A 25,186-nucleotide genomic window follows, 5' to 3' on the forward strand; every position below is an offset into this window, starting at 1 on the left:
TAACTGTCAACGATAGCTGCCTAATTAGGCAGGGAGCGTTGTCACATCTGGTCGCCGAACGGGCGAACCGGTAGCCTCGCCGTCAGCCCAGCCGCCGAACGGACGACACGCCCAGGGGGGACCTCGGTGAGTGACGCGTACGCCTCGCTGGCCGATGTCCTGGACCGGCTGGGCGAGTTGACCGGCCGGCCCGGTCGGCTGCCGGAGGCCCTGGACGTGGCCGGCCTCTCCCACCGCACGGGCATCCCCGTCGGCGTCGTCGTCGACCTGCTCTCCGGCGGCCGGGCCCCCGAGACCTCCCTGGCCGAACGCGTTCGCCAGCGACTGGACTTCATCCGGGAGACCCGGCGCCGCCCGGACGGCAAGCGGTACTCGCTGGACGAGCTGGCGAGGATCGCCGGAACCAGCCGCCAGTGGCTCAGCGAGTGGCGCAAGAGCGGGATGCCGAGCCTGGAACACGCCGACCGGCTGCGCCGGTTCTTCGGTCTGCCCGCGGGCTTCTTCACGGCGGACGAGCCGGAGGCGCTGCACGAGGCGCTGCAACCGGTGCTGCAGAGCCTGGAGGCGGAGGCGGACCCGCTGCTGCGGCTGCGCGAGAGCGGGCTGGTACGACTGGCCGCCCGGGCCCCGCAGATGAACGCCCGGCAGCTCGCCACCCTCGCCGACCTCGCCGAGATGATCATCGCCTCCGAGCGGGCGGAGGACGCCGGGCGTGCGTGAACCGAGCGCCAGGGCCCCGAAGCCGGTGCCGTACCCGCGGTCGGCACCTCTGGCGAAGCACTTCAGGTCCCCGAGGCGCTTCCTCGACCGGCTCGTGCGCGACACCGTCCGCACCCTCACCCCGCCGACCGGCCCGGAGGCGTTCCTGCACGCGCTGTGCGCCACGCTCAGCCCGCGGCTCGACCGCCCGGTCCGGCTGAAGTTCGTCGCCTTCCCGCCGGGCCTGGACGTCTCCGGGATCACCCTCGCCCGGGACGAGGACTACATCGTCGTGGTCGAGGACCGGGCCCCGGACCCGCACAAGTTCGTCATCGCCGGGCACGAGATCGGGCACATCCACTACGGCACGCTGGACGTGCACTACCCGTCCGGCCTGCCCGCCGCCGCCCGCCGGCTGCTCTCCCGCGCCGACGACGACGTCCCCTGGGACCGGGTGGTCGCCATGGCCACCCGCTCGCCCGCCGCGGCGGCGGCCGGGGCCGAGTGGGAGGCCGAGGAGTGCGGGCTGCGCCTCGCCGCGAAGTTCTCCAAGGTCGTGGGGCCCGGCGCGGCCGGCCGGATGACCCAGGACACCCTCACCGACCGGCTGTCGTCCTCGCTGGGCAACATCGGCGGGCCCTGATGCGCTGGGACATCGCCGGTTCCTTCGCCGCCTACGCCGTCCCGGCCGCCCTGCTCGCCGTCGCCTTCGTGATCAAACTGCCGCTGCTGCGGCGCGCCTGGCAGGACCCGATCCTGCGGGCCACCGCCCTGCTGCTCGGCATCGGCGCGGTCTGTTTCGCCTCGCTGCCTCCGGCCAACCTGCACCGCATCAACGTACTCACCGGAATCCCCAACTTCGCGGGGCTCTGGGTCTATTCGCTGCTGACCGCGTACTGCGGTGCCTGCCTGTGGCTCATCATCACCTGGCGGGAGCCGCCGTCAGCCGTGCGCCGCCGGCGCACCCGGCTGGTCCGGGTGGCGTACACCGTCATCATCGTCGGCCTGTGGACGACGTTCCTGCTCGGCGACCACCGGGCGGAGCGCACGCGCGACCTCGACACGTACTACGCCGGCACGCCCTGGATGCGCGAGTTCGTGCTGCTCTACCTCGTCGCCCACCTGGTCTCCGCGCTGGTCGCGGCGGGCATGCTGTGGGCCTGGTACCGGGAGGTCGAGGACACCTGGCTGCGCCGCGCGGTGATCTTCCTCCAGGTGGCCTACGCACTCGGGCTCGTCTTCGACGTCGCCAAGCTCGCGGCGATCGGCGCCCGGTGGAGCGGCCGGGACTGGGACTGGCTGTCGACGTACGCCGCGCCGCCGTTCGCCATCGCCGAGGCGGTCCTGGTGGCCGTCGGCTTCATCGCCGGGCAGGCCGGGCCATGGGCGGCGGAGCACCGGCGGCTGGTGCGCACCCACCGGCGGCTGAAACCGCTGTGGCAGACCATGCTGGCCGTCACCGCCCCGGCGGCACCCGCGACCGGCCGGGTCAGCGGTGCCGCCCTCCGTCTGGAGCTGCGCCGGGCCGCCATCAACGACGGGCTGCTCAAGCTCGCCGCGCACCTGTGCGCGACGCGGCGCGAGCGGACGCGGACGGCGGCGACGGCGGCGGGCTACCCGCAGCCCGTGGCGCGCGGCATCGCGGCGGCGGTGGACATCCTGGTCGCGGCGGAGGCGCTGCACGCGCCCGACGGCGGCGCCCGCCCGCCGTCCGCCGGGCGGGCCGGGGCCGCCTTCGTCCCCGACAGCGAACTGGAGTCGGCCGCGCACGCGTTGCGGAACCACGCGGCGGCCATCGAACGGTTCCGCCGGCAGGCGGTCGCCACGGAAGGTCTCACCTCACATGCCTGACATACCCACCCGCCGCCGTACCGCGCTCGTCATCGGCGGCAGCACGGCCGGCATGCTCGCCGCGTCCGTGCTCGCCAGCCGCTTCCACGAGGTGACGATCGTGGAGGCCGACCGGCTGCCCGCGGGCCCGGAGCCGCGCAAGGGCCTGCCCCAGGCCCGGCACGCCCATCTGCTGTGGTCCGGCGGGGTGGCCGCGCTGGAGGAACTGCTGCCCGGCGTCACCGGGGAGCTGACCGCCCGGGGCGCCGGGCTCATCGGGGTGATGCGGGACCTGGTCAGCAAGGCGCCCTCCGGGCAGTGGTTCCGGCGGTTCACCGACTCCCGGCACCACATGATCGTGTGCAGCCGGGACCTGCTGGACGTGGTGATCCGCGCCGACGTCCTCGCCCGGCGCCGGATCACCCTGCGCGACGGGACCCGGGTGGCGGGCCTGACCGGCGACCGGCACCGGGTGACCGGCGTCCGCCTGGCCGCCGGCGGGACGCTGCACGCCGACCTGGTGATCGACGCCGGCGGACGCGGCTCCCACGCGGCCAACTGGCTGCGGGACCTGGGGCACGCACCGGTGGAGGAGCGGGTGGTCGACGCGGGCGTCACCTACGCCAGCCGTGTCTACGCGGCCCCCGAGGCCACCGCGACCCTGCGCTACCCGGTGGTGAACGTGCAGGCCGACCCGCGCGAGGCACCCGGCCGGGGCGGGGTCGTCGTACCGATCGAGGGCGACCGCTGGCTGGTGACGCTCTCCGGCACCCGGGGCGGCGAACCCTCCGCCGACCCGGACGCGTTCGAGCGCTTCGCCCTCACCGCCCTGAAGGACCCGGTCATCGGCCGGCTCCTCGCGCGGGCGAAGCCGCTGACCGACCCGGTGACCACCCGCAGCACGGCGAACCGCCGGCGCTTCTACGAGAAGGCCGGGACCTGGCCGGAGGGCTTCGCCGTCCTCGGGGACGCCGTCGCCGGCTACAACCCGGTCTACGGCCACGGCCTGTCCGTCGCCGCGCAGAGCGCCCTCGCCCTCGGCCGGACCCTCGACCGGTACGGCCCCACCGCGCCCGGCACCGCCCGCCGGATCCAGCGCGCGGTGGCCCGGCCGGTGGGCAACGCGTGGAACCTCGCGGTCGGCCAGGACGCCTCCTACCCCGGGGCCGCGCCGCAGCCGCCGACCCGCGTCGAGCGCCTCCTCACCGCCTACGTCGACAAGGCCGTGGCCGCCGGCTCCGAGAACCCCCGCGCCCTGCGCGGCCTGCTGGACGTCATGAGCCTGCGCACCCCGGCGGCCCGCCTGTTCGCCCCCGACATGCTGTGGACCCTCTCCTTCGGCCCCCGCAAGGGCCCCCTCCCGGGCCCGCCCCTGACCCGGGCGGAACGGGAGGCGCTCGGGCTGGACTGACCTGACGCCCTCAACGGGCAGGCGCCGCCTGGGGGTGCCGGCCCCGCCGAACGGGAGGTGCCGCCGCTCGGCGAGCTGCCAGGGGGAGAGGGGCAGCGCCGGACCCTTGCCGGGGCGTCGGTGAAGGGGTGTAGTCACCGGGGGGTCGGTGACGGTCGCGTCGTCGGGGTCGGACTTCAGGTCAGCCGAGCCAGGCGAGTGGGTCCTCCTCGTCCTCCCCGGACGCCCGGACGGTCGTAAAGGTGACAGGGACTCCCAGCTCTGCGAGACCTGCGAGGACGTCCGGCGAGAGGTGAAGCCCCGATCCGGACTCGGCAACGCCCGCCACATCGACCTTCACCGATTTTCCCGCCTCCTTCAGCGCGTCGAGCGCCGACTTGCGGGACTTGAGGAATCCGATGAGGGCCGCGGCCTGTTCGTCGGCGCATTTCGAGCGTCGCTCGTCGACGGTGAGCGTGGCCCAGCCGGGGCCGGAATAGACGCCCACGCCTTCAAGTGAGGCGAACTCTTCGCTGTCGGCCAGGTGCAACTCGATGAGCAGGGACCGGGTATCCACTTCCTGACCTGATACGACCAGGGACGTGCTCAGGTCACCCCAGGGCTTCAGTCCCGCCGCAGGTTCCATTTCCATGATTGCTCTCTCAGCGTTCGCTCATGCTGGCTGCCACCTTGAGCGGGAATCCCAGGAGTGCGATTCGCCTGATTTCTTCCGGATGAAGAGCAAGAGTGGAGTCGTTTCCGGAGAAGCCGAAGAGGTTGACGGTCACCTCATATCCTCGTTCGGCCAGCTGCCTGAGCTCGGTCCGCTTCCGTTCCGCGACGGAGAGGATACTGTCCAGCTGTTCGTGGAATTCCCAGGTCATGCGCTCGTCGCAGCTGATCCTCCACTGTCCGTCGGTCTCGCCCGGACGGTCCCATTTACCGGGGCCCGGATTGCGTACCCCAGTGGGCTCGATGGCAAGGAAGGGCGTGATCTCTTCGGGGTGCAGATCCCTTCCCTTGACGACGAGCGACACCTCCGTCAGCACCCAGTAGCGCTTTGCTGTCACATACCCGCCTGTTCGGCCTGTTCGACAGCCCATCATCACCACCGCAACCGGAGGGAACAACCCGGCGCTGTACCACCCTTGGCGCAGCCGCGGCTCGGCGGGGGACGGGCGGCGGGGTACGCTCCTGCGCTTCCGGTGGGCCGCGTCGCAGTGGGCAGGGTGGGGAAGAGTGCACGAGTCCGAGGCCAAGCAGTTGATCGACCAGGCGTACGCGGCCTGGGACGCCGAGGACTGGCTGACCGCCGCCGGGCTGTTCGAGCGGGTCCTCGCGCACTACCCGGACGAGCCGAAGAGCCCGGTGTGGTGGTACGACGCCGCGCTCGCCCACAAGTTCCTGCGCAACTGGGGGAAGGCGTACGAGCTGGGCCGCGAGGCCGCCGCCCGGGCTCCGCGGGGTGAGGGGGATCCGGCGTACTGGAACCTCGGCATCGCGGCGACCATCCAGCGCGACTGGGCGACGGCGAGGGACGCCTGGGAGGGCTTCGGTATCCAGCTCCCGCCGGGGGAGGGCGAGATCAACGGGCGGTTCGGGCCGGCGTGCGTCCGGCTGGACACGGGCGGGGAGCGGGAGGTCGTCTGGATCGACCGGCTCTGTCCGACGCGCGGCCGGGTGGTGAACGTGCCGGTGACCGGCGGACGCCACTATGGCGAGATCGTCGTCCATGACGGGGAACCGAAGGGGCGACGGGTCATCGAGGGGCGCGAGTACCCGGTCTTCGAGGAGCTTCTCCTCTTCCAGGCCTCCGACCTGCCGACGTTGACCGCGACGGTGAACGCGAGCGAGGTGGCCGACGTCGACGCCCTGATCGAGCTGTTCGACCGCCACGGCTACGGTGCCGAACCGGCGAGCGGCTTCGAGGTCCTGTGCGCCTGTTGCAGCGAGGGCACGCACGAGCAGAAGCGGAAGGTCCACGCGGGTGCCCAGCAGGTGTCCTTCGCGGCGCCCGAGGAGGAGGCCCGTCGTCTGCTCGGGCAGTGGGCGGCACAGACGCCGATCGGCCGGAGCTGGAGCGGGCTGACCCTGGTCGGCTGACCTGAAGGCGACATTGGGGAGAATTGGTCGGAAATGAGGGGTTCCGTCGCGGGGTATCCGGTCTATGCTGAAAACAGCCTACGAGGCGAGTGAGGGAGTCCGACCGGAGTAGCCGACTCAGGCGGGATGCGAAGGCATCCGCCCGGGCCGACAGCGACGGTAGGGCTGAGAGGCTGGAAGGCAGCAGTCAGGCCGGACGGCGACCCCTATGACCTGATCCGGACCATACCGGCGAAGGGAACCCGTCTCGTAGGTCTTTCCGTGCCCCGCGTCATGCGTGCCCCGCCGGCTCCGTCAGGTCGATCAGCCGGCACGCCGTCTCGATGTCGATCCTCACCTGTGCGATGGACGCGCGGCCCGACAGCCAGGTGATGAGGGCCGAGTGCCAGGTGTGCTCGATGACCCGGACCGCGGAGAGCTGCTCGGGGGTGGGGTCCGACAGGCCCATCGCGTCCAGGATGATCGCCGTCGTCTGGCGGGAGACCTGGTCGACCTCGGGGGAGACGCTGCGGTCGGCGAAGGTGAGGGCGCGGACCATCGCGTCGGCCAGTTGCGGCTCGCGCTGCAGGGCACGGAAGGCCCGCATCAGGGTCTCCGCGACCCGCTCGGCGGCCGTGTCGCCCGCCGGGGGCTTCCTGCGCAGGGTCCCGTGCAGGTGCTCCAGCTGGTCCTGCATGGTGGCGACCAGCAGATGCACCTTGGACGGGAAGTAGCGGTACAGCGTGCCCAGGGCCACCTGCGACGACTCCGCGACCTCACGCATCTGCACGGCGTCGAACCCGCCCCGGCCGGCCAGCTGCGCGCTCGCGTGCAGGATCCTGCGACGGCGGGCCTCCTGCCGCTCGGTGAGGGGCGAGGCCGGACGCGAGGTGCTGGCTTCCGCGGGCATGGATCCCCGTTCCGTGACAGTCGGTGAGGCCGTCTGTTGGGCTCGTGATCGGACAGCATGGCAGGGCGCCGCGCCGTGGCGCGAATCACCCGATCCACTGCTCACAGCGCCCCTACCTGCCGGTAGATTCAGAGCCTCTTGAACGATCAAGTCTGAAACTTGTTCTAGATTAGCGTCCCGTCGTAGTCTCGCGGGAGTGCAGGCAGAAGGGGGCACGGAGTGACCGCTGAGGCCCGGGAAGCGGGTGCCGACCAGGAACCCGCTGCCGACGGCGGACGACCGCTCGACATCGCGCTCCTCACCTACAAAGGGAACCCGTTCTGCGGGGGGCAGGGTGTCTACGTACGGCACCTCTCGCGGGAGCTGGCCCGCCTCGGCCACCGCGTGGAGGTCATCGGCTCCCAGCCGTACCCCGTCCTCGACGAGGGCTACCCCGGCCTGACCCTCACCGAGCTGCCCAGCCTCGACCTCTACCGCCAGCCCGACCCCTTCCGCACCCCGAAGCGGGAGGAGTACCGGGACTGGATCGACGCCCTGGAGGTCGGGACCATGTGGACCGGCGGCTTCCCCGAGCCGCTGACCTTCTCGCTGCGCGCCCGCCGGCACCTGCGCGCCCGGCGCGGCGAGTTCGACGTCGTCCACGACAACCAGACCCTGGGCTACGGCCTGTTGGGCGACCTCGGCGCGCCCCTGGTCACCACGGTCCACCACCCCATCACCGTGGACCGGCAGCTGGAGCTGGACGCCGCCGACACCTGGCAGCGCCGCTACTCGGTGCGCCGCTGGTACGCCTTCACCCGCATGCAGAAGCGCGTCGCCCGCCGGCTGCCCTCGATCCTCACCGTCTCCGGCAGCTCGCGCCAGGAGATCGTGGACCACCTCGGCGTCCGGGACGACCGGGTCCACGTCGTCCACATCGGCGCCGACACCGACCTGTTCGCGCCGGATCCGGCCGTCGCCGAGGTGCCGGGCCGGATCGTCACCACCTCCAGCGCCGACGTGCCGCTGAAGGGGCTGGTGTTCCTCGTGGAAGCGCTCGCCAAGGTGCGCACCGAGCACCCCGCCGCCCACCTCGTCGTCGTCGGCAAGCGCCCGCAGGAGGGCCCCGTCGCGCAGGCGATCGAGCGCTACGGCCTCGAAGGCGCCGTCGACTTCGTCAAGGGCATCTCCGACGCCGAACTGGTCGACCTGATCCGTTCCGCCCAGGTGGCCTGCGTGCCGTCCCTGTACGAGGGGTTCTCGCTGCCCGCCGCCGAGGCCATGGCCACCGGCACCCCGCTGGTCGCCACCACCGGCGGCGCGATCCCCGAGGTCGCGGGGCCGGACGGCGAGACCTGCCTGGCCGTACCGCCCGGTGACGCGGGGGCGCTGGCCGCCGGGCTGAACCGGCTGCTCGGGGACCCGGAGCTGCGGGCCCGCCTCGGCCACGCGGGCCGCGGGCGGGTGCTCGACCGCTTCACCTGGGCCCGCGCCGCCGAGGGCACCGTGGCCCACTACCGCGAGGCCATCGCCCGCTCCGCGGGCCACTCCCCGAGCCGCTCCGCGGCCCCGACCCCCGGCCGCTCCGCGGCCCCGGCAAGTGTTGCAGGCGTCTCCTCCGAAAGCAGGGCCACGTGCTGACCGTCGACTTCTCCCGGTTCCCGCTCGCCCCCGGCGACCGTGTCCTGGACCTCGGCTGCGGAGCCGGCCGGCACGCCTTCGAGTGCTACCGGCGCGGCGCCCGGGTCGTGGCCCTGGACCAGAACGGCGAGGAGATCCGCGAGGTCGCCAAGTGGTTCGCGGCGATGAAGGAAGCCGGGGAGGCACCGGAGGGCGCCACCGCCACGGCGATGGAGGGCGACGCCCTCGCCCTGCCCTTTCCCGACGAGTCCTTCGACGTCGTCATCATCTCCGAGGTGATGGAGCACATCCCCGACGACAAGGGCGTGCTCGCGGAGATGGTCCGCGTGCTCAAGCCGGGCGGGCGCATCGCGATCACCGTGCCGCGCTACGGCCCCGAGAAGGTCTGCTGGGCGCTGTCCGACGCCTACCACGAGGTCGAGGGCGGCCACATCCGTATCTACAAGGCCGACGAACTGGTCGCCAAGGTCCGCGAGGCCGGGCTGAAGCCGTACGGCAGCCACCACGCGCACGCGCTGCACTCGCCGTACTGGTGGCTGAAGTGCGCGTTCGGCGTCGACAACGACAAGGCGCTGCCGGTGCGGGCGTACCACAAGCTGCTGGTCTGGGACATCATGAAGAAGCCGCTCGCCACCCGGCTCGCCGAGCAGGCGCTCAACCCGCTCATCGGCAAGAGCTTCGTGGTCTACGCGACCAAGCCGCACCTGCCCCGGCTCGCCGAGACCGACGGGGTGGCCGCCAAGTGACCACCCCCCGGACAGAACACCTCGTCCTGCCCGGGGTCCTCACCGCCGAGCAGGCCGCCGCGACCGTCGCCGGCATCCTGGCCGCGCAGCGGGAGGACGGCGCGATCCCGTGGTTCCGCGGGCACCACCTCGACCCGTGGGACCACACCGAGGCCGCGATGGCCCTGGACGCGGCCGGTGAGCACGACGCCGCCGAGCGGGCGTACGACTGGCTCGCCCGGCACCAGAACGAGGACGGGTCCTGGTACGCCGCCTACGCCGACGGCGCCCACGACGAGATCACCGACCGCGCCCGCGAGTCCAACTTCGTCGCCTACATAGCCGTCGGCGTCTGGCACCACTACCTGTCCACGGGCGACGACACGTTCCTGGACCGCATGTGGCCGACCGTGTACGCGGCCGTCGAATGGGTGCTGCGGCTCCAGCAGCCCGGCGGCCAGATCGGCTGGCGCCGGGAGGACGACGGCACTGCGACGACGGACGCGCTGCTGACGGGCAGCTCCTCCGTCCACCATGCCCTGCGGTGCGCGCTCGCCATCGCCGAGGAACGCGAGGAGCCGCAGCCGGACTGGGAGTTGGCCGCCGGGTCCCTGCGCCACGCGATCCGCCGCCACCCGGAGCGCTTCCTGGACAAGGACCGCTACTCGATGGACTGGTACTACCCGGTCCTCGGCGGCGCGCTCACCGGAGCGGAGGCCAAGGCCCGCATCGAGGCGGACTGGGACCGGTTCGTCGTCCCCGGCCTCGGGGTGCGCTGCGTGGTCCCGAACCCCTGGGTGACCGGCGGCGAGTCCAGCGAACTCGCCCTGGCGCTGTGGGCGATGGGCGAGTCCGACCGGGCCCTGGAGATCCTCCAGTCCATCCAGCACCTGCGGGACGCCGACAGCGGCCTGTACTGGACGGGCTACGTCTTCGACGACGGCGTCATCTGGCCCCGCGAGCTGACCACCTGGACGGCCGGCTCCCTGCTGCTGGCCGTGGCCGCACTGGGCGGCCACGACGCCACGTGCGCGGTGTTCGGCGGGGAACACCTGCCGGCCGGACTGGACCCGGACTGCTGCGGCTGACCCCGCGAGGGTCCGGCCCGGCCGTCCGGCGGGGTCAGTGCCGGTGCATCCGGTTGGCTATGGCATGGCCCACGAACAGGTAGACCACCGCGGCGAGTCCGTATCCGGCGACCACCCGGGCCCAGGCCTCGTCGAAGGTGAAGAGGTCGTGGGACCAGCCGGCCAGCCAGGAGGCCGCGTCATGGACGAACTGGACCAGGCTGTTCGCCCGGTTCGCGTCCAACAGGTACATCAGGATCCACAGGCCGAGGATCAACGCCATGATGTCGGCGACGACCGCGATGACCGTCCCGGCCTGGTTCGCGCCGTTGCGATATCGAGGGGACATACTCTCCGGATTGCCGGGCGATGTGCCGTGAAACCCCCCAGGGAGCCCGGAGCCGACCCGGACCCGGCCCGGACACCACCCGGACGGCGTCCCCCGGGTGGCGCACCCGGCCGCCCCGGACGAGGCTGCCGGAGGAAGCAGACCGCTCGGGGAGGACACGTCCGGAGGACTCTCGTGCCCGTACCGATACGGCGCCTCGTCCTGGCGCTCACCTTGTGCTGCGCCCTGGTGGCGGGTGCCACCGCCTGTGGAGGCAGCGAGAAGAACAGCACGAAGGACACCGCGGCGGCACAGGCCGTCCCGGCCGTCGACAGTCCCAGCCCGACCACGTCCGAGGAGAAGCGCAGGTTCGCCAAGACCCGCTTCGTGGTGGACGCGGGCCTGGCCGCCGGCGCGACCTACCACTGGATCGTCAAGCCCTGGAAGGAAGGCAAGTTCAAGAAGGGCGCCAAGGGTCGCAAGACCGCCCTGATCAAGGCCGGCCTCGCCGGCGCCTTCGCCTACAACCGGCTGAAGGCGGCCCAGAAGAACGCCAAGGCCGACCCGACCCTCTCCAAGGCCCTCGAACCCCTCAGCAGCGGCATCGAGGCCCTGAAGAACCTGCCGTCCAAGCTCCGCAAGGGCGACGAGAACGCGGTGAACTCGTTCAACGACGTCATCGGCGATGTCAAGGACGCGGGCAAGAGCGCCGGTGCCCCGGTCAAGGACCAGGTGCCCTCGGCCTCCCAGCTGACCAAGGGCTAGGAGTTCAGCCGGCCGTCTCTGATCCCGGATCATCTGACGGCACGTCAGTTACCAGTGTGGGGGCGGCTGCACGACAACGGCCCCCCGCCCGGAAGGGCGAGGGGCCGGTGCGGTGGTGCGGCTCAGCCGCGCTGGATGCCCGAGGTGTCCTGGAGCACGCCACGGCGGCCGTCCTGGGTCTGCGCGACCAGCGCGGCACCGCGCTGCTCGACGGCCAGGTACCAGGTGCCCGGCGCCAGTTCGGCGATCTGGTTCGGCGAACCGTCCTCCGAGAACAGCGGGCGGGGCACCGGCACGGCGAACCAGAACGGCGAGAAGTCCGCGGCGACCGGCTGCGGCGCCGGGGCGGTGCCCTGCGCGGTCGGCGGCTGCTGCCCGAACGGCTGACCCGGCTGCGGCTGCGCACCGTAGGGCTGCTGCGGCTGGGCGCCCGGGTAGCCGTAACCACCGGGCGGCTGGGCGCCGTAGGGCTGCGGGGCGACCGGCTTGGGGGCCGGGACCAGGGCGGCCTGGAGGGCGGGCACCAGCGGGGTGGCGATGGCGGCGGCAGCCATGACGAGAGCTGCGATGAACCCGAGGACGAGACCGGCGCCGGCGTCCACGTTGTCGAGGTCGATCAGCGTCCACAGCAGCGTCCAGGCCGCCAGGATCGCGAAGGCGGTGCCGACCGCGGCCAGGTCGAGCCCGGCCACCTTGCGCGGCTGCGGCAGACAGCGGTTGACGACGATGAGAACGGCACCGATCACCGCGCCCATGTAGATGCCCAGGCCCATGCCCAGGTTGTCCCACGCGCTCCGGCTGTACGTGTCGCCGAAGCCGGAGATGCTGTAGAAGTCGAGGAACGACGCGATGAACAGCACCACCGCTGCTCCGATCACCACGCCGTCGCCTCTAGTGAGGGAGCGGATATTCACTTCAGGTCCTTCGTAGGTCGTCTCGTCGTCGGTAGACACTATCGCCCGCAAGATCCGGCTGTCCGGCCGGTTCCGCCCGCCGGTCACGAATCGCGCAGGAAACTCACGATTCCCTCAGAGATCCCTTGCGCGGCCCGCTGGCGCCAGGTGCCGCTGGTCAGCAGTGCCGCGTCCTTGCTATCGCGCATGTTGCCGCACTCGATGAACACCTTGGGAACCGTTGACAGATTGAGACCACCCAGGTCCGTACGCGTGACGAGACCGGTACCGTCGCCGAGGTAGTTGGAGGGCGGCTCCCCCGTCTCGCGGAGGAACTTGCCCGCGATGCGCACCCCGAGATCGTGGGACGGGCCGACGATGGCACGGGTGTCGGCGGCACCCGCGTGCACGGAGCCCGGCAGGATGACGTGGAAGCCGCGGTTGCCGGGGGCGGAGCCGTCGGCATGGATGGAGATCGCCGCGTCCGCGCGCGCGGTGTTGCCGATCCGGGCCCGCTCGTCCACGCACGGACCCCACGCCGGACTGTCGCCGCCGCGCGTGAGCTTCACCGTGGCGCCCTGCCGCTCCAGCAGCTCCCGCAGCCGCTGCGCCATGTCGAACGTGAACCGCGCCTCGGTGTAACCGTCGTTGGTGGACGTACCGGTGGTGTCGCACTCCTTGCGGTTCGTCCCGATGTCCACCGGGCGGTTGATCTCCGCCGTGTGCCGGAAGTTGCCCGGGTTGTGCCCCGGGTCGACGACGACGACCTTCCCCTTGAGCGGACCGGAACCGCCCGGCCGGGCCGAGGGCGAGCCGGACACCTTGCCGTCGTCACCGCCGCCGCTGCCACCGTTGTCGCTCTTGCCGCTCTTGCCGCTCGGGGAGGGGGCCGGGGCGGAGGACACCGCGGAGCTGCGCGGGGCCGGCGCGGGGGAGGCCGTACGGTCCGCACCGCCACCGCTGGCCCCCTCGTACACCACCCAGCCGAGCAGCGCCCCGGGCACCAGGGCGGCGAGCGCCACGGTCAGCGGGCGGCGCCGGGGCCGGCGGGGCTGCGGGGGATCGAAGTCCGGACCAACGTACGACACGTCTGCGACTCTAACCGGGGCCTCAGATCCCCGCTCCCGTTCGCCGCAGGACGCGTAGCGAGCCGGTCGCCGAGACCTCCTCGAACGCCCCGGAACCAAGGGCCCGCACGTACACCCGGTACGGCGCCTGGCCGGTGAACTCGTCCTCCGGGTGGGGGAAGACGTCGTGGATGACCAGCAGGCCGCCCTCGGCCACGTGCGGCGCCCAGCCGTCGTAGTCGGCCGTGGCGTGCTCGTCCGTGTGGCCGCCGTCGACGAACACGAACCCGAGCGGGGAGTTCCAGATCGCCGCGATCTGCGGGGAGCGGCCGACGAGGGCGACCACGTGCTCCTCCAGCCCCGCCCTGAACAGCGTGCGCCGGAAGGTCGGCAGCGTGTCCATCAGGCCGACCTCGGGGTCGACCGTCTCCGGGTCGTGGTACTCCCAGCCGGGCTGCTGCTCCTCGCTGCCCCGGTGATGGTCGACGGTCAGCGCCGTGACCCCGGCCGCGCGCGCGGCGTCGGCCAGCAGGACGGTGGAGCGCCCGCAGTACGTGCCGACCTCCAGCAGCGGCAGCCCGAGCCGGCCGGCGGTGACGGCGGCGTCGTAGAGGGCGAGCCCCTCGTCGAGGGGCATGAAGCCCTTCGCCGCCTCGAACGCGGCCAGGATCTCGGGCTTGGGAGCGGCGGGCATGGGGCGCCTTTCGGTCGTACGTCGGTCCGGGCGCCCATGCTGCCGCACCCCCGGTCACGCGTGGACAGGGGGTGCGGTGCGAGGGCGTGGAGCCGGACGGCGGAACGAGGTGTCCCGTCAGGCGCTCACGGTCTCCCCGGGCAGCGAGAGATCCAGGTCGACGGCCCGCTCCGCACCGGGATGCGTCGCCGAAGAAGCCAGCGGCCCATGGCCGGAGGCCCGCGCGGCCAGCACGTACGCCCCCTCGGCCGGGACGGCGAGCGCGTAGCTGCCGTCCTCGGCGGAGACGGTCGCACCCGCCTGCCGCCCCCGGCGGTCGATCAGGGTGACCTTGGCCCGGGCCACGGGCGCGCCGCCGGCGTCCAGGACCCGCCCCCGGAACCCGCGCAGCGCCTCCTCGGCCCGCTCCAGGTTGGCTTCCTCCTCACTGCTGGCCCGCAGCTGGGTGTGCTGCGCCGGGCGGGCCGCCTTCGGCAGGAAGACCGCCAGCAGCAGGCCCACCGCGACGGCGGCGGTGGCGATCAGGAAGGACACCCGGAACCCGTGCATGGTCGGGATCGCGACGCCGTTCACGTTGTTCGCGGTGTTGGCCAGCACCATGCCGATGACGGCGCTCGACACCGACGTGCCGATGGACCGCATCAGGGTGTTCAGGCCGTTGGCCGCGCCGGTCTCGGAGGCCGGGACCGCGCCGACGATGAGCGCGGGGAGCGAGGAGTAGGCGAGGCCGATGCCCGCGCCGAGGACGACGGACGTGATGATCGTCTGCCAGGCCGCGTCCATCAGGCCGAGGCCGCCGCCGTAGCCGATCGCGATGACGACCAGGCCGGTGATCAGAGTGACCTTGGGGCCGTAGCGGGCGGACAGACGGGCGTACACCGGAGCGGTGAACATCATCGTCAGGCCCAGCGGGGCCACGCACAGGCCCGCGACGACCATGGACTGGCCGAGGCCGTAGCCGGTCGCGGTGGGCAGCTGGAGGAGCTGGGGCAGGACGAGCGAGACGACGTAGAAGCTGACGCCGACCATGATCGAGGCCAGGTTGGTGAGCAGCACCTCGCGGCGGGCGGTGGTGCGCAGGTCGACCAGCGGCGCCTGGACCCGCAGCTCGTACACGCCCCACAGCAGCAGGACGACGACGGCCGCGGCGAACAGACCGAGCGTCGTGCCCGAGGACCAGCCCCAGTCGCTGCCCTTGGTGATCGGCAGCAGGAGCAGCACCAGACCGGCCGACAGGCCGAGCGCGCCGAGCAGGTCGAAGGAGCCCTCGGCGCGCATCGGGGACTCGGGGACGACGAGGAGGGTGAGCAGGATGGCGAGCGCGCCGAGGCCGGCGGCGCCGTAGAACAGGGCGTGCCAGTCGGTGTGCTGCGCGACCAGGGCCGCGGCGGGCAGCGCGAGGCCGCCGCCGACGCCGATCGAGGAGCTCATCAGGGCCATGGCCGAGCCCAGCTTCTCGCGGGGCAGCATGTCGCGCATCAGGCCGATGCCGAGCGGGATCGCGCCCATGGCGAAGCCCTGGAGGGTACGGCCGACGATCATCGTGAGCAGCTGGTCGGTGAAGGCGCTGACCAGGGCGCCGACCACCATCACGGCGAGGCTGAGGACCAGCATGCGGCGCTTGCCGTAGAGGTCGCCGAGCCGGCCCATGATCGGGGTGGCGACGGCGCCCGACAGGAGGGTCGAGGTGAGGACCCAGGTGGCGTTGCTGGGGGCGGTGTCCAGAAGCTGCGGCAGATCCTTGATGACCGGCACGAGCAGCGTCTGCATCACCGCGACCACGATGCCCGCGAAGGCGAGCACGGGGACCACGGCGCCGCCCGCTCTCCGGGTGGGCTGGTCGGTCGTCGTCTCTGGCATGGGGTGAGGCCTTCCGCGTGTCATAAGTGCTGGGTAAACCTCGTATGCACAGGCAACTATTCCGTTGCTTCGGGCCTCTAACGAATTCTTGACCGTTCCATGGGTTACTGACGCGGTGTCATGACGGGAGGAGAAAATTCTGGTGCGGACCGGGGCAACGGTCCGGGCGGCCCATGGACTCCTTCAGACATCTAGGAGGTGCCCATGGGGGACGGGAAGCAGACTCGGAACGAGGAGTTCCAGAGCTTCGTGGTCGGCCGCTGGCCGCGGTTGATGCGTACGGCATTTCTCCTCACGGGGGAGCAGCACGCCGCCGAGGACCTGGTCCAGTCGACGCTCGAACAGGTCTATGTGGCCTGGCGCCGGGTCGGCGGCGCCGACGACCCGGAGGCGTACGTACGGCGCGTGATGATCAACGCGCACGCGCGCAGACACCGACGGAGGCTCAGGGAGTTCCTGGCGCCGAAGGACGACTCCGGCCTGGTGCGCGAGGTGGCCGACACCGGCGACCGGATCGCCCAGGCCGACGACCGCAGCGCCCTGCTCAAGGCACTCGCGCAACTGCCCGTCCGGCAGCGGGAGGCGGTCGTGCTGCGCTACTGGGAGGACCTGACGGAGACACAGACGGCGGAGGCGATGGGCTGCTCGGTCGGCACGGTGAAGAGCAACGCGGCCAAGGGGATCGCGAAGCTCCGCGCCATACCGGGACTGGCCGACATGGTGACGCACGGAGGGCGGAAGTGATGAGCGCGGACCGGGAGAACCACGACATGACGCAGACGGACATCGCCCTCCTGCTCGCGGACGCGGCGGACGAGGTCGAGATCGGCATAGCCCCCGTCCAGGCCGTCATCCGCGGCGGCCGGCGCCGCAGAGCGCGGCGCTGGGCCGTGGCGGCGGCCACCGCCCTGGTGCTGGCGGGCTCGACGGGGGCCACGCTGGCCTTCGCCGGGCTGCCCGGGGAGCGCGCCGGCCGGGGGACGCCGATGGCGCCCGGCCCGGCGACCGCCGAGGAGAGACATGTGTACGACCCCCAGCGGACGGAGCTGGCGCGGGGCACCGAGCACGGCAAGCAGTGGCGGGTCTGGGTCGAGGTGTGGGGCGCGCCACGTGACGCGCGGGAGGCGGACCGGCAGTTCGACGCCATGGGGCGGATGGGCCTGCGGCCGGCCGTGGACAAGGCCGCCGACCTGGTCGGGAAGACGTCGTACTTCTCCATGCGGTCCTACGGCGGCGGCCGTTCCCTGGTGGTCATGTTCGACACGCACCAGAGGATCGACCGCCTCTCGGGCACCGACCTCATGGCCGCCGCCGTCAGCCTGGACAAGGTCGGCCCCACGGTCCCGGAACGGCTGGTGGTCGGTCATGTGGCGAAGACCGCCCGGGAGGTCACCTGCCACTGGAAGGACGGCAGTTCCACGGTGGCCCGGCCGGCGGGCTCCACGACGGCCGCCCCTGACGGCACCGCGCTGATCCGCCCGGTCGCGGGCTACCCGGGAGGCAACTGGTTCGTGTGCCTCGCCCCGGAGGGGACGGCCTACGAGGACGCGGACGTGACGGAGTGACCCCGGGTGCGGGCGCGGGTGCACTGTGCCGGCGATTTCAGCGACGGTCGGCCCGGAGGGGGTGGCCTACGACGTCGCGGATGTGACGGAGGGACCAGGGGTGCGGGAGGGCCCTGCTCAGAGCCAGCCCTGCTGCCGGGCTTCCCGTACCGCTTCGGCCCGGTTGCGGGTGCGGGTCTTGCCGATGGCGGAGGAGAGGTAGTTGCGGACGGTCGACTCGGACAGGTGCAGCCTGCCGGCGATGTCCGCGACGGTCGCCCCGTCCACCGACGCCGTCAGCACCTCCCGCTCACGGGGCGTCAGCGGATTCGGCCCGGCGCTGAGCGCGGCGGCCGCCAGCGCCGGATCGACCACGGTCTCCCCGGTGAGCACACGCCGGATCGCCGCGGCCAGCTCCTCCACGGGCCCGTCCTTGACGAGGAAGCCGGCCGCTCCGGCCTCCATGGCCCGGCGCAGATATCCCGGCCGGCCGAAGGTGGTGAGGATCAGCACCCGGCAGTCGGGAGCCTGGTCCCGCAGCTCGGCCGCCGCGTCCAGCCCGCTCATGCCCGGCAGCTCGATGTCCAGCAGGGCCACGTCCGGCCGGTGCGTGAGCACGGCGTCCACGATGCCGTCGCCCGAGCCCAGCTGGGCCACGACCTCGATGTCCTCCTCCATGCCGAGGAGCAGGGCGAGAGCGCCACGCATCATGCCCTGGTCCTCGGCCAGCAGCACCCGGATGCGTGTGCCGGGCCGGTGGTCCCGGGGCATCTCGTCGTCCATCGCCACAGGTTACGCCGGGCGGCCCGAGCAGCCCCGCGTGAGGCCGGTGTGGCGGTCGGCCGTTGACCGTGGGGGTCGGTGCGCGCTCGCGGAAATTGCCTACCGTGGCCGTCGGAAAGGGCGGAGACTCGGCTCATGGCTGACATGGGGGCGTTCCAGGAGGCGGTCACCGCGTGGGCGGCCGGTGGGCCGGGAGGCCCCGCGCGGGAGCTGGCCGCGCGGCTGCCCGTCCGGGCGGCCGTCCTGCTCGAAGGGCCGAGCGACGCCGCGGCGGTCGGCGCGCTGGCCGTGGGCCGCGGCCGGGACCTGGCGGCCGAAGGGGTCTGCGTCCTGCCGATGGGCGGGGCGATGAACGTCGGGCGGTTCGCCGGCCTCCTCGGGCCGGCCGGACTGGGCCTGCGCCTCACCGGGCTGTGCGACGAGCGGGAGCGCCCGTACTACGCCCGCGGCTGGGAGCGGGCCGGTGCGGCACAGCACGGCTTCTTCGTCTGCGCGGCGGATCTGGAGGACGAGTTGATCCGCGCGCTGGGCGTGGCCCGGGTGACGGAACTGGTCCGGGTGGAGGGCGACCTGCGCGCGCTGCAGACCTTCCTGCGTCAGCCCGCCCAACGCGGCCGCACGGCACAGCAGCAGTTGCGGCGCTTCCTCGGCACGAAGAAGGGGCGGAAGATCCATTACGGCCGTGTCCTGGTCGAGGCCCTCGAACCCGATCACGCACCCGCCCCGCTCGACGGTCTGCTCACCAGCCTCTGAGCGGATCCCTTGACCCGAGCCGCTGACCCGAGCCTCTGACCGGAGCCCTTGCGCCCGTAAAGACTCGGCATGGTCCGGTGCGGCGGGGGTTGACGCGTCTTGACGGTGCACAAACAATCGCCCCTGCTATCACCCGTTGCAATCGCCCGCGTTGTGCTCGTGCATTTCCAGAAATCCACAGCAATTCCGTAGGTGAACGAGTTCGGTATTTCGATCGAACGACGTTCGGGATGTCGGACGACAAGCCCTCGCCCCACGACGAACCCGAGGTGCACCGTGCTGTCGAGAACCCCCCGCGCCCCCGGCGCCCAACGCGCCCCCCGCGCCCTCCTCGCACTCCTCGCCGTCTGCGCCACCCTCGCCGCGCTGTTCCTCGGCGCCGGCGCGCCCCCGGCCGCCGCCGCGAGTTCGCTGCCCTGTGACCTCTACGCCGCCGCCGGCACCCCCTGCGTCGCCGCGCACAGCCTGGCCCGGGCGCTGTACGCGTCGTACAACGGACCGCTGTACCAGGTGCAGCGCGCCAAGGACGGGGCGAAGACGAACATCGGTCTGCTGTCCCCCGGCGGGTACGCCGACGCCGCCGCCCAGGACTCCTTCTGCTCCGGCACGACCTGCGTCATCACCGAGATCTACGACCAGTCCCCGCGCCACAACGACCTCACGATCGAGGGCGCGGGCGGAGCCGGGGCCGCCGACGTGGGCGCGCCCGCGGACGCCCTGCCGGTGACCGCCGGCGGCCACCAGGTCTACGGCCTGGAGATCTCCGCCGGCATGGGCTACCGGGACAACTCCACCTCGGGCGTGGCCGTGAACGGGCAGGCCGAGGGGATGTACATGGTGACCTCGGGCACGCACGTCAACAACCGCTGCTGCTTCGACTACGGCAACGCCGAGACCAACAACATGGACACCGGCAACGGCCACATGGACGCCATCAACTTCGGCACCGAGTGCTGGTTCTCGCCCTGCTACGGGCCGGGCCCCTGGGTGCAGGCAGACCTGGAGAACGGGCTGTTCCAGTCCGACGCCGGCTACAGCAGGAACACCTCCAACACCGGGACGGGCCCGCTGCCGTTCGTGACCGCGCTGCTGAAGAACAACGGCCAGAACCATTTCGCGCTGAAATACGGAAACGCCCGATCGGGCGGGCTGACGACCACCTATTCCGGGGGTGAGCCGACCGCGGGCGGATACTCCCCCATGCACCAGGAGGGCGCGATCGTCCTCGGCACCGGCGGTGACAACAGCAACGGCTCGATCGGGTCCTTCTTCGAGGGCGTGATGACCGCCGGCATCCCGACCGACGCCGCCGACAACGCGGTCCAGGCCAACATCGTCTCCGTCGGCTACGGCGGCCCGACCGGCAGTACCGGCACACTGAGCCCCGGCTCCGAGATCTCCGTGCGGGCCACGACCTCCTGCTGCACCGGCGACTACGTCCGCCACCAGAACGACGCGGCCGTCATCTCCCCGCTGACGTCGAGCAGTTCGTCCCTCGACAAGAACGACGCCACCTGGATCGTCCGCCGCGGACTGGCCGACAGCTCCTGTGTCTCCTTCGAGTCGCGGAACTACCCCGGTGACTTCCTGCGGCACTTCGACTACCGGGTCCACCGGCAGCCGATGGACGGCACCGCCCAGTTCCGGGCCGACGCCACCTTCTGCCCGCAGACCGGCAGGAGCGGCACCGGCACCTCGTTCGCCTCGTACAACTACCCGACGCGCTACCTGCGCCACTACGACCACAGTCTCTACATAGCGAGCAACGGCGGAACCAACGCCTTCGACAGCGCCACGTCCTGGACGGCGGACGTCAGCTGGGCGGTCACAGGGCCCTGGGCGCCGTAGCCGCCGCCGGCACCGGTTCGTCACCGCCCACCGGAAGGTCGGCGGTGACCGTGAAGCCGCCGCGTGGCGCCGGGCCGGCCGTGAGGGAGCCGCCCGCCGCCGCGAGGCGTTCGGTCAGCCCCTTCAGTCCCGTACCGCCCGCGCTCGCGCCGACGGGAGTCCCGGCGCCCGTGCCGTTGTCCGTGACCGTCAGCCGGACCCGTTCGGCGGCTCCCTCGACGGTGATCTCGCAGCGGTCGGCACGGCTGTGCCGGACGACGTTGGTGACCGCCTCGCGCACCACCCAGCCGAGCAGCGCCTCGGTCTGCGGGGCCAGCGGCGCCCCGGACTGGCGGACCACCGGCTCCACGCTCGCCGCGGAGAGCGCCGACCGGGCCCGGGTCAGCTCGGTGGCCAGGCTGCCCTCGCGGTAGCCGGTCACCGCCTCCCGGATCTCGGTGAGCGCCTGCCGGCCCACCGACTCGATGTCCGAGATCTGTGCCAGCGCCGCGTCGAGGTCGCGTGGCGCCAGCCGGCGGGCCGCCTCCGACTTCACCACGACCACCGACAGGGTGTGCCCGAGCAGGTCGTGCAGATCGCGGGAGAAGCGCAGCCGCTCCTCCGCCACCGCCCGCCGGGCCAGCTCCTCCCGGGCGGCCCGCAGTTCCCGCACGGCCTCGGACAGGCTGAGGATCGCGGCGGTGACCATGCTGGACAGGAAGGTGGCGTAGGCGATGCCGGACGCGTCGTCCCAGCCGTCCCGCAGCCAGGTGGCGGCTCCCGCGTAGAGCGTGAGCAGCAGGCCCACGCGGCCCAGCCAGGGCCCGCGCAGGGTGGCGCCCGTGGCGAGGCCCAGCAGCGGGAAGAACATCAGCCAGTTGCCGCCGTATCCGAGGGCGAGGCCCGTCGTGACCAGGCCGAGCAGGCCCAGCGCCACCCGGGTGGACGTCGACTCGCGCCTGGCCCGGTCGAATGCGCGGAAGGTGACGTAGACGTAGAGGGAGTTGAAGGCGAGCAGGCCCAGACCACCGATCCACGGGTTCGGGGTCTCGCCCTGGATGACGTTGGAGAAGGAGCCCATGCCCAGCAGCAGCCAGGGCAGCAGGGTGAAGCCGGTGGGCGGCGGGCCCGGACGCTCGGCGGCCGAGAGGTCCCCGCCCTCGCGCCGGGCGGCCCGCCGTGCGGCCCGGAAGCGCCGCACGTCCGCCCGCCACACCAGCCGTTCCCGCTGCCAGGCCGCCATCTGGCAGCTCAGGCTCCGCCACCACGTCATCTCCGATTCCCCCGTCTCAGTCGTTCGAACGACCCCTCCCGCGTGAGAGCGGGAGGGCGGCACAACGTACGGATCGAACGGTACGGAACCGGGCCCGGCCCCGGGCAGACACGTGTGTACCGAATCGGGCAGGACAAATGTCACGGCCGACCGGTCTGACGCGGAGTCAGGAGCTTTCGCAATCGCGTGGGCTCGGCTATACAGCGGTGGCTCGGCTATACAGGGGGCGCCGGGCTGGAACGCGTTCTAGGTCCGCACGTGGACGACCTCGGTGCGGCCGGCGGTGCGGACGTCGGAACCGAGGTCTTGAGACCCGTCAGGAGCCCCATGCCCATCGACGCCGCCAAAGCACTCGCCGCCGAGCCCCGGTCGGGAGAGATCTCCTGGACGTGCAAGGACGTCCTGCTCTACCACCTCGGCATCGGCGCGGGCGTCCCCGCCACCGACCCCGACGAACTGCGCTACACCCTGGAGTCCCGGCTGCACGTCCTGCCCAGCTTCGCCACCGTCGCGGGCGCCGGCTCACCGGGTGTGATCAGCGGGCTGTCCATGCCCGGCGTCGACGTCGACCTCTCCCGCGTCCTGCACGGCGGCCAGACACTCACCCTGCACCGCCCCGTCCCGGCCGAGGGCACCGCCACCGCCACCGGCCGCATCGCCGCCGTGTACGACAAGGGCACGGCGGCCGTCCTCGTCATGCGTACCGAGGTCGCCGACGCCGAGGGCCCGCTGTGGACCGACGACGCGCGGATCTTCGTACGGGGAGAGGGCGGCTGGGGCGGCGACCGGGGACCGTCCGCCCGGCCCGAACCGCCCGCCGGGGAGCCGGACCGGGTCGTCGAGCGGCGCCTGCGCGAGGACCAGGCACTGCTCTACCGCCTGTCCGGCGACTGGAACCCCCTGCACGCCGACCCCGAGTTCGCCGAGGTCGCCGGCTTCGAACGGCCCGTCCTGCACGGCTTGTGCACCTACGGCGTCACGCTCAAGGCGGTCGTCGACACCCTGCTCGGCGGGGACGTGAGCCGGGTGCGGTCGTACGCCACGCGGTTCGCCGGGGTCGTGTACCCGGGGGAGACCCTGCGGATCCGCATGTGGGCCTCGGAAGCCTCCGTGCGGGCCGCCGTGAGCGCCGTCGAACGGGACGACGCGCCCGTCCTCGTCGACACCATCGTTCAGCACTCCTGACGGGCCGCGAGTGAGAGACCGCGAGTGACAGACCGCGAGGGGAGCCGCACCATGCGCGCAGCCGTACTGCACGAGATGGGCCAGGAAAAGCTTCCGGCGCTGTGGTGGCGGCCGCCGGGGGGAGACCTTCGCGGCGGCCGAGGTGCTGGGGCTCAGGCGAGAATGAGGCGAAGGGAGGCGGGGATGAGGCGAAGGGGAAGACGGGGATGAGGGCGGCCGGGGCAAGGCGAAGGGGGCGCCCGCCGAGCGGGAGCCCCCTCTTCTTCACTGCCGTCAGGCAGCCACCTCCGCCGTCTCCTGGGCCGGCTTGCGATGCCGGCCGTGCGGAGTCGACTCGCTCTCCTGGGCCGCGATCGGGCCCCGGTGCCGGCCGTGGCCGGCGTTCTGGGAAGAGCCGGCAGACAGCTGCTCAGTGGTGCTGGTGTCGCTCATCGGACGTATTCACCCCGTCAAACTGATCTTTCGTACAGCCGGGCGAGTGTAACCGGCGCACCACGGGCCGAATCCAGGCGCACACGCCAACCGGCACTAGTTCGTTACAAGACGCCCCAAGGGTGCCTGCTGCAACGGCACGGGCCGGGCCGGCGCCGGCACCGGAGGACCCGGTTCCGCCCCCGCCGGAACCCCCCGCTCCAGGGCCCCGGCAGCGCCGCCGCCCCGGTCCGGACCCTGGATGGCCCCCGCCCCTTCCGAGGCCGCGCCCTCCGCGACCGCACCCTCCGGGACTGCACCCTCCCTGACCGCGGTCGCGTACCCGCCCGGTGCCGGCACGTCCGACACGCCGCACGGAGTCGCCACCGTGGAGTACGGCAGGCGCAGCACCCCGTCGCGTGTACACAGCCCGGTGCCCGCCAGCCAGCCCTCGGGCGCCGGGAGGTGCCGGACCTCCCGGTCGGCCGGGCGCCACACGCCCACCCAGGTGCCGAGGGCCCCGTCGAGCCGCAGGCCCACCGCGCAGTTCTCCGGCATCAGCACCTGCCCGGGCTGGATCGCGAACGGCGTCACCACGCAGTCCGGCACCCGCAGGCACTCCGGGAACCGCACCGGCAGGGTGCTGCCGAGGACACCCCAGCCCAGGCGTTCCCGCCCGGGCGAGGGCGCGTCCGAGGAGATCAGCAGCAGGCCGCTGTCCGGATCGGCGAGCAGCAGCCGGTCGTCGCTGTCCTCCGCGATCTGGAGCAGCGGCGAGACCTCGCCTGCGCGCTCCAGGTCCACCACGACCGTCTTGGTGCGTCCGTCCAGCTCCCGGTCCAGCGCCAGCATCCGCCCGGAGCCGTCCAGCCAGACCCCGCCCGAGCAGCGCCCCGGCACCTCGGCGCAGCGCTCCGGGCCGAACGCCCCGCCCGCCACCAGCCACACCACGCTGGAGCGCGGTCCGACCGCGAGGGCGTACGCCCGGGCGCCCCCCGGTGCCGGTGGGAGCAGGGTGAGCCGGGTGCCGGGCCCGGCGCACTCCACCGCGCCCAGCGGCAGCTCACCGGTGCCGGGCCCGGTCGGGTACAGCAGCGAGAAGGCGTGCCGCCCGGCCACCAGGCGGTGGATCAGCACCCGCCCGTCGCCCATGGGCTGCACCTCGGTCCCGGGCTCCTCGGGCTGGTTGCCGGGCAGGGGCACCGCGTACGGCTCCGGGCCGTCCAGGGTCCAGCGCTCGGGGAACCAGGAGTCACCGTCCCGGGCGAGCCGGGCGGCGTACGCGCCGTCCGCCGTGATGGCGCATCCCGCCCGCGGCACGCCGCCGGTCCCGTCCGTGGAGGGGGGTTCGATCGCACAGGCCGTCATCGTTCGGTCACCTCCGGCGACGAAGCTAGTTTTCGCACGCGCAGGCGGGGGACCGGCCCTCCCCGGCTTCACACGTACGGGTGGTGCAGAAGCGATTCACCTGAGGAAACCG

General features: G+C 72.5%; 26 protein-coding genes. 14 read left to right on the plus strand and 12 right to left on the minus strand.

Annotated elements, in window-relative coordinates:
- The first annotated feature begins 126 nt into the window (after nt 1-126).
- The 4 genes from ACH4LD_RS03590 to ACH4LD_RS03605 are packed head-to-tail and all read left to right on the plus strand — an operon-like array spanning nt 127 to nt 3,940.
- The gene (locus ACH4LD_RS03590; RefSeq protein ID WP_132783695.1) at nt 127-720 is read left to right on the plus strand and encodes a helix-turn-helix transcriptional regulator; all 594 of its coding nucleotides are present in this window, start codon (nt 127-129) and stop codon (nt 718-720) included.
- On the plus strand, nt 713-1,342 hold the full coding sequence (locus ACH4LD_RS03595) for a hypothetical protein (RefSeq protein ID WP_398053471.1): 630 nt from the start codon (nt 713-715) through the stop codon (nt 1,340-1,342). Before ACH4LD_RS03590 ends, ACH4LD_RS03595 begins: the two co-directional genes overlap by 8 nt.
- On the plus strand, nt 1,342-2,550 hold the full coding sequence (locus tag ACH4LD_RS03600) for an MAB_1171c family putative transporter (RefSeq protein WP_398053472.1): 1,209 nt from the start codon (nt 1,342-1,344) through the stop codon (nt 2,548-2,550). Before ACH4LD_RS03595 ends, ACH4LD_RS03600 begins: the two co-directional genes overlap by 1 nt.
- The gene (locus ACH4LD_RS03605; RefSeq protein ID WP_398053473.1) at nt 2,543-3,940 is read left to right on the plus strand and encodes an FAD-dependent oxidoreductase; all 1,398 of its coding nucleotides are present in this window, start codon (nt 2,543-2,545) and stop codon (nt 3,938-3,940) included. The genes ACH4LD_RS03600 and ACH4LD_RS03605 overlap by 8 nt, the downstream gene beginning before the upstream one ends.
- Nucleotides 3,941-4,121: 181 nt before the next feature.
- Here the strand turns inward: ACH4LD_RS03605 and ACH4LD_RS03610 are convergent, their stop codons facing one another.
- Together ACH4LD_RS03610 and ACH4LD_RS03615 are read right to left on the minus strand one after the other, a co-directional pair.
- Nucleotides 4,122-4,571, minus strand: coding sequence for a hypothetical protein (locus ACH4LD_RS03610; RefSeq protein ID WP_398053474.1), 450 nt, complete (start codon nt 4,569-4,571; stop codon nt 4,122-4,124).
- 10 nt (nt 4,572-4,581) lie between these two features.
- A complete protein-coding gene (locus ACH4LD_RS03615) occupies nt 4,582-4,989 on the minus strand; it encodes a DUF4279 domain-containing protein (RefSeq protein ID WP_398053475.1) in 408 nt (135 codons plus the stop codon).
- Nucleotides 4,990-5,158: 169 nt separating this feature from the next.
- On the opposite strand from ACH4LD_RS03615, the gene ACH4LD_RS03620 reads away from it, so the two are divergent.
- Entirely contained in the window at nt 5,159-6,022 is an 864-nt protein-coding gene (locus tag ACH4LD_RS03620) for a tetratricopeptide repeat protein (protein WP_398053476.1), read from the plus strand.
- 271 nt (nt 6,023-6,293) lie between these two features.
- On the opposite strand, the gene ACH4LD_RS03625 is transcribed toward ACH4LD_RS03620, so the two are convergent.
- On the minus strand, nt 6,294-6,911 hold the full coding sequence (locus tag ACH4LD_RS03625) for a TetR family transcriptional regulator (RefSeq protein WP_132783702.1): 618 nt from the start codon (nt 6,909-6,911) through the stop codon (nt 6,294-6,296).
- A gap of 219 nt (nt 6,912-7,130) precedes the next feature.
- On the opposite strand from ACH4LD_RS03625, the gene ACH4LD_RS03630 reads away from it, so the two are divergent.
- Genes ACH4LD_RS03630 through ACH4LD_RS03640 form a run of 3 tightly spaced genes read left to right on the plus strand, consistent with a single transcriptional unit; the run spans nt 7,131 to nt 10,344 of the window.
- Nucleotides 7,131-8,531, plus strand: coding sequence for a glycosyltransferase family 4 protein (locus ACH4LD_RS03630; protein WP_103810960.1), 1,401 nt, complete (start codon nt 7,131-7,133; stop codon nt 8,529-8,531).
- On the plus strand, nt 8,525-9,277 hold the full coding sequence (locus ACH4LD_RS03635; RefSeq protein WP_398053477.1) for a class I SAM-dependent methyltransferase: 753 nt from the start codon (nt 8,525-8,527) through the stop codon (nt 9,275-9,277). Before ACH4LD_RS03630 ends, ACH4LD_RS03635 begins: the two co-directional genes overlap by 7 nt.
- On the plus strand, nt 9,274-10,344 hold the full coding sequence (locus tag ACH4LD_RS03640; protein WP_398053478.1) for a prenyltransferase/squalene oxidase repeat-containing protein: 1,071 nt from the start codon (nt 9,274-9,276) through the stop codon (nt 10,342-10,344). Before ACH4LD_RS03635 ends, ACH4LD_RS03640 begins: the two co-directional genes overlap by 4 nt.
- A 34-nt stretch (nt 10,345-10,378) precedes the next feature.
- On the opposite strand, the gene ACH4LD_RS03645 is transcribed toward ACH4LD_RS03640, so the two are convergent.
- A complete protein-coding gene (locus tag ACH4LD_RS03645) occupies nt 10,379-10,672 on the minus strand; it encodes a hypothetical protein (RefSeq protein WP_014672411.1) in 294 nt (97 codons plus the stop codon).
- Nucleotides 10,673-10,846: 174 nt separating this feature from the next.
- Here ACH4LD_RS03645 and ACH4LD_RS03650 point away from each other — a divergent pair, with 174 nt between their 5' ends.
- The gene (locus tag ACH4LD_RS03650) at nt 10,847-11,416 is read left to right on the plus strand and encodes a hypothetical protein (protein ID WP_132783706.1); all 570 of its coding nucleotides are present in this window, start codon (nt 10,847-10,849) and stop codon (nt 11,414-11,416) included.
- Nucleotides 11,417-11,538: 122 nt separating this feature from the next.
- Here ACH4LD_RS03650 and ACH4LD_RS03655 read toward each other — a convergent pair whose 3' ends face one another.
- The 4 genes from ACH4LD_RS03655 to ACH4LD_RS03670 all read right to left on the minus strand — a co-directional run bounded on the left by ACH4LD_RS03655 (nt 11,539) and on the right by ACH4LD_RS03670 (nt 15,930).
- Nucleotides 11,539-12,330, minus strand: coding sequence for a DUF5336 domain-containing protein (locus ACH4LD_RS03655; protein ID WP_398053479.1), 792 nt, complete (start codon nt 12,328-12,330; stop codon nt 11,539-11,541).
- 83 nt (nt 12,331-12,413) lie between these two features.
- Complete coding sequence (locus ACH4LD_RS03660) at nt 12,414-13,397, minus strand: N-acetylmuramoyl-L-alanine amidase (RefSeq protein ID WP_398053480.1); 984 nt, start codon at nt 13,395-13,397, stop codon at nt 12,414-12,416.
- 22 nt (nt 13,398-13,419) lie between these two features.
- On the minus strand, nt 13,420-14,070 hold the full coding sequence (locus tag ACH4LD_RS03665; protein WP_398053481.1) for a class I SAM-dependent methyltransferase: 651 nt from the start codon (nt 14,068-14,070) through the stop codon (nt 13,420-13,422).
- Between the two features lie 117 nt (nt 14,071-14,187).
- The gene (locus ACH4LD_RS03670; RefSeq protein ID WP_398053482.1) at nt 14,188-15,930 is read right to left on the minus strand and encodes an MFS transporter; all 1,743 of its coding nucleotides are present in this window, start codon (nt 15,928-15,930) and stop codon (nt 14,188-14,190) included.
- 204 nt (nt 15,931-16,134) lie between these two features.
- Here ACH4LD_RS03670 and ACH4LD_RS03675 point away from each other — a divergent pair, with 204 nt between their 5' ends.
- Complete coding sequence (locus tag ACH4LD_RS03675; RefSeq protein WP_132783710.1) at nt 16,135-16,674, plus strand: SigE family RNA polymerase sigma factor; 540 nt, start codon at nt 16,135-16,137, stop codon at nt 16,672-16,674.
- Entirely contained in the window at nt 16,671-17,495 is an 825-nt protein-coding gene (locus tag ACH4LD_RS03680; RefSeq protein WP_398053483.1) for a hypothetical protein, read from the plus strand. The genes ACH4LD_RS03675 and ACH4LD_RS03680 overlap by 4 nt, the downstream gene beginning before the upstream one ends.
- 117 nt (nt 17,496-17,612) lie before the next feature.
- Here the strand turns inward: ACH4LD_RS03680 and ACH4LD_RS03685 are convergent, their stop codons facing one another.
- On the minus strand, nt 17,613-18,245 hold the full coding sequence (locus tag ACH4LD_RS03685) for a response regulator (RefSeq protein ID WP_398053610.1): 633 nt from the start codon (nt 18,243-18,245) through the stop codon (nt 17,613-17,615).
- Nucleotides 18,246-18,392: 147 nt separating this feature from the next.
- Between ACH4LD_RS03685 and ACH4LD_RS03690 the strand changes: the two genes are divergently transcribed.
- A complete protein-coding gene (locus ACH4LD_RS03690; RefSeq protein WP_398053484.1) occupies nt 18,393-19,010 on the plus strand; it encodes a TOPRIM nucleotidyl transferase/hydrolase domain-containing protein in 618 nt (205 codons plus the stop codon).
- A gap of 276 nt (nt 19,011-19,286) precedes the next feature.
- A complete protein-coding gene (locus ACH4LD_RS03695) occupies nt 19,287-20,858 on the plus strand; it encodes an alpha-L-arabinofuranosidase B (RefSeq protein ID WP_398053485.1) in 1,572 nt (523 codons plus the stop codon).
- Here the strand turns inward: ACH4LD_RS03695 and ACH4LD_RS03700 are convergent.
- On the minus strand, nt 20,836-22,110 hold the full coding sequence (locus tag ACH4LD_RS03700) for a sensor histidine kinase (protein WP_398053486.1): 1,275 nt from the start codon (nt 22,108-22,110) through the stop codon (nt 20,836-20,838). The two genes, ACH4LD_RS03695 and ACH4LD_RS03700, sit on opposite strands and share 23 nt — an antisense overlap.
- Nucleotides 22,111-22,437: 327 nt before the next feature.
- Here ACH4LD_RS03700 and ACH4LD_RS03705 point away from each other — a divergent pair, with 327 nt between their 5' ends.
- Nucleotides 22,438-23,295 (plus strand): MaoC/PaaZ C-terminal domain-containing protein, encoded by an 858-nt coding sequence (locus tag ACH4LD_RS03705; protein ID WP_398053487.1) that lies wholly within the window; start codon nt 22,438-22,440, stop codon nt 23,293-23,295.
- Between the two features lie 273 nt (nt 23,296-23,568).
- Here the strand turns inward: ACH4LD_RS03705 and ACH4LD_RS03710 are convergent, their stop codons facing one another.
- Nucleotides 23,569-23,727, minus strand: a complete 159-nt coding sequence (locus tag ACH4LD_RS03710) for a hypothetical protein (RefSeq protein ID WP_398053488.1) — start codon at nt 23,725-23,727, stop codon at nt 23,569-23,571.
- Nucleotides 23,728-23,823: 96 nt separating this feature from the next.
- Entirely contained in the window at nt 23,824-25,074 is a 1,251-nt protein-coding gene (locus ACH4LD_RS03715; RefSeq protein WP_398053489.1) for a hypothetical protein, read from the minus strand.
- Nucleotides 25,075-25,186: the final 112 nt, after the last annotated feature.

The organism is Streptomyces sp. NPDC017676 (assembly GCF_044329325.1).
GTDB lineage: Bacteria > Actinomycetota > Actinomycetes > Streptomycetales > Streptomycetaceae > Streptomyces.